This window comes from Pseudomonas frederiksbergensis (genome assembly GCF_003732665.1).
Taxonomy (GTDB): Bacteria; Pseudomonadota; Gammaproteobacteria; order Pseudomonadales; family Pseudomonadaceae; genus Aquipseudomonas; species Aquipseudomonas frederiksbergensis_G.
The window spans coordinates 124,077-136,634 of sequence record NZ_MOBP01000005.1 but is presented as its reverse complement, the minus strand read 5'-3'; the positions used below and the strand labels follow the sequence as shown (position 1 = coordinate 136,634).

Sequence of the window (12,558 nt, the reverse complement as noted above, 5' to 3'; positions counted from 1 at the left end):
TCAAGGGGGAAACACTATGTACTTGACGCCTCAGCATGTACTGCTTGCCGGAGCTACTGGATTAACCGGCGAACATTTGCTTGACCGCCTGCTCAGCGAACCAACGATCACGCGGGTATTGGCCCCCTCTCGCCGGCCACTGGCCGAACATCCTCACTTGGAAAACCCGGTCGGCGACCCGGCGGTGTTCCTGCCGCAATTGAACGGTCGCGTCGACATCGCCTACTGCTGCCTTGGCACCACAATCAAGCAGGCGGGCTCCGAAGCAGCGTTTCGCGCCGTAGACCTGGACATGGTGGTGGCGTTTGCCAAACGGGCGCGGGAAATGGGTGCGCGGCACCTGATCGTCATCAGTGCCCTGGGGGCTGATCGCCGATCCCCGATTTTCTACAACCGGGTCAAAGGCGAAATGGAATACGCATTGCGTGCCCAGGACTGGCCGCAGCTAACCATTTGCCGACCTTCGCTGCTGCTGGGCGAGCGTCTCGAACCGCGCTTGACCGAGCAATTCGCCGGGCCATTGTCGCGCCTGATCCCCGGCAAATACCACGGCATCGAAGCCTGCCAACTGGCCCGCGCCATGTGGCGCCTGGCGCTGGAAGAGCAGGATGGGGTGCGGGTGGTTGAGTCGGATGAGTTGCGTAAGCTCGGTAAATGACCCTTTGGTGTCTGTTCGGACGCCTTCGCGAGCAAGCCCGCTCCCACATTGAATCTGTGTCGTTAACAGATCCAATGTGGGAGCGGGCTTGCTCGCGAAAGGCGCGACACCGATTCAAGCCCGAACGCTACAACCCGCCCGTCGCCTGAAAGCTCACGCCAATCACCGTCAGTAACGACAGCGGCAACAACAGCGTGTCGAGCAACGCACTGCCCGGCAAATCCACCCCGGGATAGCTCGGCGCTTCAGCACCAAAACGATCCTTGGCACAGCACCCGCCATTCATCGCGTACAAATCCAGCCGCGTCCCCGAATACACCACCGGCGCCCCCGGCTTGGCGGCATCGAGCGTGCGCGCAGTGGCGCAGCCGGCCAGTTGCAGCGCCAGCACCACCACCAGCAGCTTATTCATCGCTGCTCAAATGGTGTTCGCCCCAACGCGGCAGCATGTCTTGGGGAATGTTCAGCAGATTGAGAATCCGCGCCACCACAAAGTCGATCAGGTCGTCGATGGTCTGTGGCTGGTGATAAAACCCCGGCGAGGCCGGCAGGATGGTCACGCCCATGTTCGACAACTTGAGCATGTGCTCCAGATGAATGCTCGAGTACGGCGCCTCGCGCGGCACCAGAATCAACTGGCGGCGCTCCTTCAAGGTCACGTCGGCGGCGCGCTCGATCAGGTTGTTGCAGGCACCGGTGGCGATGGCCGACAAGGTCCCGGTGGAACACGGCACCACCACCATCGCCGCTGGCGCGCCGGAGCCCGAGGCCACCGGCGACATCCAGTCTTCCTTGCCATACACCTTGATCTGCCCCGCCGCCGCGCCGGTGTATTCGGTAAGGAAGGCCTGCATGGTTTGCGGCTTGGGCGGCAACGTGACATCAGTCTCAGTGGCCATCACCAGTTGCGCAGCCTTGGAGATCAGGAAATGCACCTCGCGGTCTTCGCGGATCAGGCAATCGAGCAGGCGCAAACCGTACTGGGCGCCGGACGCGCCGGTCATGGCCAGCGTGATGCGTTCCGGGCCGCCGCTCTGAGCAAAAGTGTTCATTGCAGCGCCTCAGCGAGTTTGCCGTGCAGGCCGCCGAAGCCGCCGTTGCTCATGATCACCACATGGGTGCCGGGTTGGGCCTGGCTCTTCACGCGCTCAATGATGCCTTCCAGGGAATCGCTGACGATCGACGGCACGGTGCACGCCGCCGCTGTCCCCGCCAGATCCCAGCCAAGGTTGGCCGGCGCGTACCAGATCACCTGATCGGCATCGACCACGCTTTCCGGCAAACCGTCACGGTGCGCGCCGAGCTTCATGGAATTGGAACGCGGCTCGATGATCGCGATCAACGGCGCGTCACCGATCTTCTTGCGCAAGCCATCGAGGGTGGTGGCGATGGCGGTCGGGTGGTGGGCGAAGTCGTCGTAGATGGTGATGCCGCGCACTTGCGCAACGACCTCCATCCGGCGCTTCACGCTTTTGAACGCGCTCAACGCCGCGATGCCCATCGACGGCACGACACCGACATGCCGCGCCGCTGCCAAAGTGGCCAGGGCGTTGGCCACGTTGTGCTGGCCGGTCATGTCCCACTCGACCACGCCTTGGGCGACGCCTTCGAACATCACTTCAAACTTCGATCCGTCGTCGCTCAGCAACTTGACCTGCCACTGGCCGCCGGCACCGGTGGTTTGCACCGGGGTCCAGCAGCCCATTTCGATCACACGTTGCAGTGCCGGCTCGGTGGTCGGATGGATCACCAGGCCTTCGCTCGGAATGGTCCGCACCAAATGGTGGAACTGACGCTCGATGGCCGGGAGATCGGGGAAGATGTCGGCGTGATCGAACTCAAGATTGTTCAGAATCGCCGTGCGCGGGCCGTAATGGACGAACTTGGAGCGTTTGTCGAAAAACGCGCTGTCATATTCATCGGCTTCGATCACGAAGAACGGCGTGCCGCCCAGACGAGCGGACACCGAGAAATTCTGCGGCACACCGCCGATCAGGAAACCCGGGCTCATGCCCGCATGTTCCAGCACCCAGGCGAGCATGCTGCTGGTGGTGGTCTTGCCGTGAGTGCCAGCAACCGCCAACACCCAGCGGCCGCGCAGTACGTGTTCGGCCAGCCATTGCGGGCCGGAAACGTAAGGCAGGCCTTTGTTCAGGACATACTCGACGGCCGGGTTGCCGCGAGACATGGCATTGCCGATCACCACCAGGTCCGGAGCCGGATCGAGTTGGGCGGGATCGTAGCCTTGGGTCAACTGAATGCCCTGAGCCTCAAGCTGAGTACTCATCGGCGGATAGACGTTGGCATCGGAGCCCGTCACGTGATGGCCCAGCTCTTTGGCCAGAACCGCCATCGAGCCCATGAAAGTGCCGCAGATACCAAGAATATGAATGTGCATAGTCGACCTCGTAAAACATGGCCGCAGGTTAGCGTAGGGTGGGGAAATTCGCACCTTGTGTTTAGGTCTTACGGACGCCTTCGCGAGCAAGCCCGCTCCCCCAGGGGAACGCATTCCAATGTGGGAGCGGGCTTGCTCGCGAATGGCCGCGACGCGATTTAGCGCTCAATCCCGTGCTTACGCAGCTTCCTGTAAAGCGTATTGCGACTGACCCCCAGTTGCTCAGCCGTATGCGTCATGTGCCAGCGCTGCTGCTCCAACGCATTCAACAACGCCAACCGCTCGGCATCTTCCAGCGGATGCTCGGACGGTTCTTCCATCACCTGCGCAACCACCGGCCGAGCCTGGCGAATCATCGCCGGCAAATCCTCAAGCCCGATTCGCCCGCCATCACACAACGCCGCCAAGGTGCGCAGCACATTGCGCAACTGCCGCACATTCCCCGGCCAGGCGAAACCGAGCAAAGCTTCCCGCGCTGGCTGATCAATCAACACCGTTTCCCCGCCCGCCTCTTCCGCCAGCAGGAAATCCAGCAACTGGGATTTATCGCTACGGTCGCGCAAGGCCGGCAAGGCCACTTCCAGGCCATTGAGCCGGTAGTACAAATCCTCGCGGAAACTGCCGTCCTGCACCCGATCCAGCAAATTCCGGTGGGTGGCGCTGATTATTCTGACGTTCACCGACTCCGGTTCCCCGCCAATCGGCACAACCTGGCGATCCTCCAGCACCCTTAATAGACGAGTCTGCAACGCCAGGGGCATGTCGCCGATTTCATCGAGGAACAGCGTGCCGCCATCGGCCTGCTGCAATTTGCCGCGCATGCCTTCCTTGCGCGCGCCGGTGAAACTGCCGCCGCGATAGCCGAACAGTTCGCTTTCGATCAGGCTTTCCGGGATGGCCGCGCAGTTGAGGGCCACGAAGGACTTCTCCGCCCGCAGGCTGGCCTGGTGCACAGCTTTGGCGAAGGCTTCCTTGCCGGAACCGGTTTCGCCATTGATCAGCAGCGGCACGTCCCGCTCGAACACGCGCAGGGACTTGCGGAAATCCTCCTGCAACGCGACATCGCCCAGGCAGATGCCGGACAGACGCGGGCGCTCCGCCACCCTCGGACTTTGCACCACCGGCACCGGAATACTGCGCGGCTGCCCCCGCAACAGAGCAAACAGATTGCGCCCATCGCGGGTGCGCAGCGGCCAACTGGCGCTGGCATTCACACTCGCTCGGCCGAGCAACTCATCCAGCGAGCAATCGAAAAACGCTTCCACAGGTTTACCCAGCAGCCCGCCGCGAATGTGCCCCAGCAGGTTCAGTGCGCTCTGGTTGACCGCACTGATCCGCCCTTCCCCGTCAAACGCCAGCAGCCCTTCGCTGAACAGCCCGACGGACTCGGCCTGCAAGTGAAAACGCAGCAACCATTGATTGTCGAAGTAACGCAGGAAATAACAGCTCTCGATCATCTTCGCCGAGAGGTTGACCAGGGCCATGGTGTGGAACTGGCTCTGGCGCGAGACGTCATGCCGGGCCGAGGACACGTCGAGCACCGCCAGCAGTTCGCCGTGCGGATCAAATACCGGGCTCGCTGAGCAGGTCAGGCCGGTGTGGCGGCCCCGAAAGTGTTCGTCCTGGTGAATGGTCAGCGCCTGCCGTTCCACCAGGCAGGTGCCGATGCCGTTGGTGCCTTCGCAGGCCTCGCTCCAGTCGGCGCCGAGCCAGAGCCCGGCACGTTCGAAAATCTTCCTTTCGGCGGGGGCAGTGACGCAGTTGAGGATCACGCCACGGGCGTCGGTCAGCAGCACCGCATGACCGGCGCCGGAGAGTTGCTGGTGCAGGCTGGTCATTTCGTTGCCGGCGATGTGCAGCACTTGCTGCAAGCGTTCGCGGCTTTCGAGCACGCGACCGTGTTCCAGCACCGTCGGCGCCATGGTCAGGGCCGGGTCGAGGTGATAGTCCTCAAGACAACGCAGCCAGGAACGGGCAATCGACGGATCACTGCCAGGGCCGTGCAGGTGCGACTTGCCCTGGGTAACGGTCAGGACTTGCCGGGCATGGCGACTCAAATGGTTGTCGTGCATTTCTTATTATTCCCCGAAAGGTGTCCACGAACCCTGCAACGCCTACAGAGCGCGTTGAGGTCGAGCATCCTCCACGTCGGCGTGCTTTGCAATGCTGGCAAGACCACCCCGTCACAGGCTGTGCCACAAGCGGTACAAACTGTCACCCAGGCTGTACCGAATCCGTCACAGCCGCCGTCCGCCTGTCCGACACAAACCGCGCAAGGCTTTGATTTGCCTGCCCTGCAAGGCAGTGGCCCAACCTTTGCTCTACGCTTATAGCAAGCGCACATGCGCGTCTCTCTAATAAGTACAAAGCCAAGGAGAACTCACCATGCGTTACGCTCACCCCGGTACTGAAGGCGCTATCGTTTCGTTCAAGAGCAAATACGGTAACTACATCGGCGGCGAGTTCGTCGCGCCTGTCAAAGGTCAGTACTTCACCAATACTTCGCCAGTAAATGGCCAACCGATTGCCGAATTCCCACGCTCCACGGCCGAAGACATCGACAAAGCCCTGGACGCTGCCCACGCCGCTGCCGATGCCTGGGGCGCCACGTCCGCCCAGGCGCGCTCGCTGGTGCTGCTGAAAATCGCCGACCGCATCGAGCAGAACCTGGAACTGCTGGCGATCACCGAATCCTGGGACAACGGCAAAGCCGTTCGCGAAACCCTCAACGCCGACATCCCGCTGGCGGCGGATCACTTCCGCTACTTCGCCGGTTGCATCCGCGCCCAGGAAGGCAGCGCCGCCGAGATCGACGGCAATACCGTGGCTTATCACATCCATGAACCCCTGGGCGTGGTCGGGCAGATCATCCCGTGGAACTTCCCGATCCTGATGGCCGCGTGGAAACTCGCCCCGGCCCTGGCCGCCGGTAACTGCGTGGTGCTCAAGCCTGCCGAGCAAACTCCGCTGGGCATCACCGTGCTGATGGAACTGATCGGCGACCTGCTGCCACCCGGCGTACTGAACGTGGTGCAAGGGTTCGGCAAAGAAGCCGGCGAAGCCCTGGTCACCAGCAAACGCATCGCCAAGATCGCGTTTACAGGTTCGACCCCGGTTGGCTCGCACATCATGCACGCCGCCGCCGAAAACATTATTCCGTCCACCGTGGAGCTGGGTGGCAAGTCGCCGAACATCTTCTTCGCCGACATCATGCAAGCCGAAGAAACCTTCATCGAAAAAGCCGCTGAAGGCTTGGTGCTGGCTTTCTTCAACCAGGGCGAAGTCTGCACCTGCCCGTCCCGCGCATTGGTTCAGGAATCGATCTACGACGACTTCATGAAAGTGGTGATGAAGAAAGTCCTGTCGATCAAACGTGGCGACCCACTGGACACCGACACTATGGTCGGCGCCCAGGCGTCCGAGCAGCAATTCGACAAAATCCTTTCGTACCTGGAAATCGCCAAGGGCGAAGGCGCGGAGCTGCTGACCGGCGGCAAGGTGGAAAAACTCGAGGGCAACCTGGCGACCGGGTATTACATCCAGCCGACCCTGCTCAAGGGCACCAACAAAATGCGTGTGTTCCAGGAAGAAATCTTTGGCCCGGTGGTGAGCATCACCACGTTCAAGGATGAAGCCGAAGCCCTGGCCATCGCCAACGACACCGAGTTCGGCCTGGGCGCCGGCCTCTGGACCCGCGACATCAACCGCGCCTACCGCATGGGCCGCGCCATCAAGGCCGGTCGTGTGTGGACCAACTGCTATCACCTGTACCCGGCGCATGCCGCGTTCGGTGGTTACAAAAAGTCCGGCGTCGGGCGTGAAACCCACAAGATGATGCTCGACCATTATCAGCAGACCAAAAACCTGCTGGTGAGCTACGACATCAATCCGTTGGGCTTCTTCTAACTCGACGCGATACCGCGTAACGGCTTTCGCGGGCAAGCCTCGCTCCTACAGATCGTGCAATACCTGTAGGAGCATGGCTTGCCAGCGAAGGCGTCCTCAATCACACCGCAAAACATCGCCCTGCCCCTCTGGCACGGGCTTTGCGTGCCCGCTGTAACCGCCATACCTGAAAGTCCAACCGATCAAACAATAAAAAATAGAGAGGACTTATGACTTCTACTACACAGCTCAAACCCACACTCGGCACCCTGCACTTATGGGGCATTGCCGTCGGCCTGGTGATTTCCGGCGAGTACTTCGGCTGGAGTTACGGCTGGGGCACCGCAGGCACATTGGGTTTCCTCGTCACCGCCCTGATGGTGGCGACGATGTACACCTGCTTCATCTTCAGTTTCACCGAACTGACCACTGCGATTCCCCACGCGGGCGGGCCGTTTGCCTACAGCCGACGGGCCTTTGGCGAGAAGGGCGGATTGATCGCCGGCATCGCCACCCTGATCGAATTCGTTTTTGCGCCACCGGCAATTGCCATGGCCATCGGCGCGTATCTCAACGTGCAGTACCCGGAACTGGACCCGAAGATTGCGGCGGTCGGCGCGTATTTCGTGTTCATGACCCTCAACATCCTCGGCGTCAGCATCGCCGCGACGTTTGAACTGGTAGTCACCGTGCTCGCGGTCGCCGAATTGTTGGTGTTCATGGGCGTGGTCGCGCCGGGCTTCAGCTTCAGCAACTTCGTGCTCAACGGCTGGTCGGGCTCCAACGAATTCACCATGGCCTCGATCCCCGGGATCTTTGCGGCGATCCCCTTTGCGATCTGGTTTTTCCTGGCCATTGAAGGCGCAGCCATGGCCGCCGAAGAAGCCAAGGACCCGAAACGCACGATTCCCAAGGCTTACGTCAGCGGCATTCTGACCCTCGTCTTCCTCGCTATCGGCGTGATGGTGATGGCCGGCGGCGTCGGCGACTGGCGTCAACTGTCGAACATCAACGACCCGCTGCCCCAGGCGATGAAAGCCGTGGTCGGTAACAATTCGAGCTGGATGCACATGCTGGTCTGGATCGGTCTGTTCGGTCTGGTGGCGAGTTTCCACGGGATCATTTTGGGTTATTCGCGGCAGTTCTTCGCCCTGGCCCGCGCCGGTTATCTGCCTAAAGGCCTGGCCAAACTCTCGCGTTTCCAGACCCCGCACCGGGCGATCCTGGCCGGTGGCGTGATCGGTATCGCCGCAATCTACAGCGATGGCCTGGTCAACCTGCAAGGCATGACCCTGACTGCGGCGATGATCACCATGTCGGTGTTCGGCGCCATCGTGATGTACATCATCAGCATGCTCAGCCTGTTCAAACTGCGCAAAACCGAGCCGAACCTGGAACGCACCTTCCGCGCCCCGGGCTACCCGGTCGTGCCGGGGATTGCGTTGTTCCTGGCGGTGGTGTGTCTGGTGGCGATGGCGTGGTTCAACACGGTGATTGGCCTGGTGTTCCTCGGGTTCATGGCGGCGGGTTATCTGTACTTCCAGTTGACCGCCAAGCAGCGCGCCGACGCGCCGGCAGACGCTATGCTCGAAGGTATCTGAGTTGCACCGGTGCCGGGCGGGTTGCCCGGCGCCTGCCACATCGAAGTGCACCGAGATCCAATGTGGGAGCGGGCTTGCTCGCGAAGACGATCGGACATGCACCATTGATGTCGATTGACACCGCTTTCGCGAGCAAGCCCCCTCCCACAGGGGATTAGGTGGTGTATTGAGTGACTTATTGAATCAGGAGGACCCCGTCCCATGGCCGCATTTGCCCATTCCGTCGGCGCCCAGACCTACCGTTTCGACAGCCTCAAGGACGTCATGGCCAAGGCCAGCCCGGCGCGTTCCGGGGACTTCCTGGCCGGTGTTGCCGCCCTCAACGATGGCGAGCGGGTGGCCGCGCAAATGGCGTTGGCCGACATCCCGCTGAGCCATTTCCTACAGGAAGTACTGATTCCCTACGAGGCCGATGAAGTCACCCGGCTGATCATCGACACTCACGACAAACAAGCCTTCGCCGTGGTCAGCCACCTCACCGTCGGCGGGTTTCGCGACTGGCTGCTCAGCGATGCCGCCGACGAACAGAGCCTGCGCGCCCTCGCCCCCGGCCTGACGCCGGAAATGGCCGCCGCCGTGTCGAAGATCATGCGCGTGCAGGACCTGGTGCTGGTGGCGCAGAAGATCCGCGTGGTCACGCAATTTCGCGGCACCATGGGCCTGCGCGGGCGCTTATCCACACGCCTGCAACCCAACCACCCGACCGACGAACCCGCCGGCATCGCCGCGAGCATTCTCGACGGTCTGCTGTACGGCAACGGCGACGCGATGATCGGCATCAACCCGGCCACCGACAGCATCGCCTCGATCTGCGCCATGCTGGAAATGCTCGACGCGATCATCCAGCGCTACGACATCCCGACCCAGGCCTGCGTGCTGACCCACGTCACCACCTCCATCGAAGCGGTGAACCGGGGCGTGCCTCTGGACCTGGTGTTCCAATCGATCGCCGGCACCGAAGCGGCCAACGCCAGTTTCGGCATCAACCTCAACGTATTGCAGGAAGGCTACGACGCCGGTTTGAGCCTGAATCGCGGCACCCTCGGGCAAAACCTGATGTATTTCGAAACCGGCCAAGGCAGCGCGCTGTCAGCCAACGCCCACCACGGCATTGATCAACAGACCTGCGAGACTCGGGCCTACGCCGTGGCGCGACATTTCAAACCGTTTTTGGTGAACACCGTCGTAGGATTTATCGGCCCGGAATACCTCTACAACGGCAAACAGATCATCCGCGCCGGCCTCGAAGACCACTTCTGCGGCAAGCTGCTGGGCGTACCCATGGGTTGCGACATCTGCTACACCAACCACGCCGAAGCCGACCAGGACGACATGGACACCCTGCTGACCTTGCTGGGCGTGGCCGGGATCAACTTCATCATGGGCATCCCCGGCTCCGACGACATCATGCTCAACTACCAGACCACTTCGTTCCACGACGCCCTCTACGCCCGGCAAACCCTGGGCTTGAAACCGGCGCCGGAGTTCGAACAATGGCTGGCGAACATGGGCATCTTTACCCAGGCCGACGGCAAGGTTCACTTCGGCAACAACCTGCCGCCGGCCTTTCGCCAGGCCCTGGCGCAATTGGGATGAGTGTTGATATGGATAAACCACCCGTCGATCCGCAGAACCCGTGGCTGGAACTGCGGCGCCTGACCCCGGCGCGCATTGCCCTGGGCCGCACCGGCACCAGCATGCCGACCAAGGCGCAACTGGATTTCCAGTTCGCCCACGCCCAGGCCCGGGATGCGGTGCATTTGCCGTTCGACCACGCCGGGCTCAGCGCGCAACTGGCCGAGCGCGGCCGGGAAACCTTGCTGTTGCACAGCGCGGCCACGGATCGGAACAGCTATTTGCAGCGCCCGGATCTGGGACGCAAGTTGAACGATGAATCGGCGCAAACCCTGCGCGACTATGCCTCGGCGCATCCTGGTGGGGTGGATTTGGTGATTGTGGTGGCCGATGGTTTGTCGGCACTGGCCGTGCATCGCCATACCGTGCCTTTTCTTACACGCATGGAGGAACAGGCTGCGGCGGATGGCTGGTCGGTGGCCCCGGTAATTTTGGTAGAACAAGGCCGAGTGGCTGTGGCCGACGAAATCGGCGAGCTGTTGGGCGCAAAAATGGTGGTCATCTTAATAGGTGAACGCCCTGGACTCAGCTCGCCTGATAGTCTGGGTTTATATTTCACCTACAATCCAAAGATTGGTCTCACGGACGCCTATCGCAACTGCATTTCCAACGTCCGGCTCGAAGGCCTCAGTTATGGCATGGCGGCTCACCGCTTGCTGTACCTGATGCGCGAAGCCTGTCGGCGGCAGTTGTCGGGGGTCAATTTGAAGGACGAAGCCCAGGTTCAGACATTGGAGTCGGAAACTGGAGCGGACATGAAAGGAAATTTCCTACTCAGTCCGCCGGATGCCTGAACCGTTTCCGCATTGCGTTTTTGATTCGGTTTCAGGCAGGATCGACGCACGGCCGCCAGGGGTTTCCCATCGCCGTCACGCACGTAAGCCACTTGAAGCGAGACCTACCATGCGGATTATTCAAGCGACCCTCGAACACCTGGACCTGCTGACCCCGTTATTCGTCAAATATCGCGAGTTTTACGGCTCCCTGCCTTACCCGGATTCGTCCCGGGCGTTCCTCGAAAAACGCTTGCGCCGCAAGGAATCGGTGATCTACCTGGCCCTGTCCGATGACGACAACAACAAGTTGATGGGCTTTTGTCAGCTGTACCCGAGCTTTTCGTCGCTGTCGCTTAAACGCGTGTGGATCCTCAACGACATCTACGTCGCCGAAGACGCCCGCCGACAATTGGTGGCCGACAATCTGATCCGTACCGCGAAGAAAATGGCCAAGGAAACCAATGCCGTGCGCATGCGTGTTTCCACCAGCAGTAACAACGAAGTGGCGCAGAAGACCTACGAGTCGATCGGGTTCAAGGAAGACACCGAATTCAAGAACTATGTGTTGCCGATTAGCGACGAATTATAACGGCGCTACGGCGTGGCGAGGGTTTGTGTGGCGAGGGGGCTTGCCCCCGTTCGGCTGCGAAGCAGTCGTAAAACCAGACAACACGGTGTAACTGCCTGAAATGCAGGGGGCCGCTTCGCGCCCCAACGGGGGCAAGCCCCCTCGCCACAAAAGCTCATACCAACAAAGATCGGCGTTAGCCACCGGTCTCACCGCGACATCCCCCGCTACAAACTCCACGCGCTTTTCACTTCTCACCCCGTATAATCCCGAGCTTCCGCGCTTGTAAGAAAAACTACACCCGCTTGTAGGCTTACATGAAGACATCATCCGCACAGGTCTGCTGAGCCGGACCATCACCACAGGTGCCCCCCATGGATTTCAACCCGATCGACCTTGTCCTGCATCTCGATGTGTACCTCGACTTGCTGGTGAACAATTACGGGCCATGGATCTACGCCATCCTGTTTCTGGTGATCTTCTGCGAAACCGGCCTGGTGGTGATGCCGTTCCTGCCGGGCGATTCCCTGCTCTTTATCGCTGGCGCCGTCGCGGCCGGTGGCGGCATGGACCCGGTATTGCTGGGTGGCCTGCTGATGCTGGCGGCGATTCTCGGCGACAGTACCAACTACGTGATCGGACGAACGGCGGGCGAGAAACTCTTCAGCAACCCGAATTCGAAAATCTTCCGCCGCGACTACCTGCAACAAACCCACGACTTCTACGACAAGCACGGCGGCAAAACCGTGACCATGGCGCGCTTCCTGCCTATCATTCGTACCTTTGCCCCGTTCGTCGCCGGCATCGCCCGGATGCCGTACCCGCGTTTCTTCTTCTTTAGTGTGCTCGGCACGATCCTGTGGGTCGGTGGCCTGGTGACCCTCGGTTACTTCTTCGGCAACGTCCCGTTCATCAAGAAGAACCTGTCGCTGCTGGTGGTGGGCATCATCCTGCTGTCGCTGGTGCCGATGATCATCGGGGTCGTACGCAGCCGCTTTGGCGGTTCGAGTTCCAAAGCCGAAACCCGCTAAGCGCCC

General features: G+C 61.1%; 11 protein-coding genes. 7 read left to right on the top strand and 4 right to left on the bottom strand.

The window, feature by feature from the left end:
- Window positions 1–16 precede the first annotated feature (16 nt).
- Window positions 17–658 (top strand): oxidoreductase, encoded by a 642-nt coding sequence (locus tag BK665_RS08405; protein WP_123404527.1) that lies wholly within the window; start codon window positions 17–19, stop codon window positions 656–658.
- Window positions 659–785: 127 nt separating this feature from the next.
- Here the strand turns inward: BK665_RS08405 and BK665_RS08400 are convergent, their stop codons facing one another.
- The 4 genes from BK665_RS08400 to BK665_RS08385 all read right to left on the bottom strand — a co-directional run bounded on the left by BK665_RS08400 (window position 786) and on the right by BK665_RS08385 (window position 5,128).
- Entirely contained in the window at window positions 786–1,070 is a 285-nt protein-coding gene (locus BK665_RS08400; RefSeq protein WP_123404525.1) for a YceK/YidQ family lipoprotein, read from the bottom strand.
- Complete coding sequence (gene ubiX, locus BK665_RS08395) at window positions 1,063–1,710, bottom strand: flavin prenyltransferase UbiX (protein WP_123404523.1); 648 nt, start codon at window positions 1,708–1,710, stop codon at window positions 1,063–1,065. The genes BK665_RS08400 and ubiX overlap by 8 nt, the downstream gene beginning before the upstream one ends.
- Window positions 1,707–3,056, bottom strand: a complete 1,350-nt coding sequence (gene mpl / locus BK665_RS08390; RefSeq protein ID WP_123404521.1) for a UDP-N-acetylmuramate:L-alanyl-gamma-D-glutamyl-meso-diaminopimelate ligase — start codon at window positions 3,054–3,056, stop codon at window positions 1,707–1,709. The genes ubiX and mpl overlap by 4 nt, the downstream gene beginning before the upstream one ends.
- A gap of 158 nt (window positions 3,057–3,214) precedes the next feature.
- The gene (locus BK665_RS08385) at window positions 3,215–5,128 is read right to left on the bottom strand and encodes a sigma-54-dependent Fis family transcriptional regulator (RefSeq protein ID WP_123404519.1); all 1,914 of its coding nucleotides are present in this window, start codon (window positions 5,126–5,128) and stop codon (window positions 3,215–3,217) included.
- A gap of 313 nt (window positions 5,129–5,441) precedes the next feature.
- Between BK665_RS08385 and exaC the strand changes: the two genes are divergently transcribed.
- From exaC to BK665_RS08355, 6 genes are all read left to right on the top strand, one after another.
- A complete protein-coding gene (exaC, locus tag BK665_RS08380; RefSeq protein WP_123404518.1) occupies window positions 5,442–6,962 on the top strand; it encodes an acetaldehyde dehydrogenase ExaC in 1,521 nt (506 codons plus the stop codon).
- Window positions 6,963–7,171: 209 nt separating this feature from the next.
- Complete coding sequence (gene eat / locus BK665_RS08375) at window positions 7,172–8,542, top strand: ethanolamine permease (protein WP_123404516.1); 1,371 nt, start codon at window positions 7,172–7,174, stop codon at window positions 8,540–8,542.
- 201 nt (window positions 8,543–8,743) lie between these two features.
- Window positions 8,744–10,138: an ethanolamine ammonia-lyase subunit EutB gene (locus BK665_RS08370; protein WP_123404514.1), complete on the top strand. Its 1,395-nt coding sequence runs from the start codon at window positions 8,744–8,746 to the stop codon at window positions 10,136–10,138.
- Between the two features lie 8 nt (window positions 10,139–10,146).
- A complete protein-coding gene (gene eutC / locus BK665_RS08365) occupies window positions 10,147–10,971 on the top strand; it encodes an ethanolamine ammonia-lyase subunit EutC (RefSeq protein WP_123404512.1) in 825 nt (274 codons plus the stop codon).
- A gap of 109 nt (window positions 10,972–11,080) precedes the next feature.
- Entirely contained in the window at window positions 11,081–11,542 is a 462-nt protein-coding gene (locus tag BK665_RS08360) for a GNAT family N-acetyltransferase (protein WP_034148104.1), read from the top strand.
- Window positions 11,543–11,895: 353 nt separating this feature from the next.
- Window positions 11,896–12,552, top strand: a complete 657-nt coding sequence (locus BK665_RS08355; protein WP_123404510.1) for a DedA family protein — start codon at window positions 11,896–11,898, stop codon at window positions 12,550–12,552.
- Window positions 12,553–12,558 lie beyond the last annotated feature (6 nt).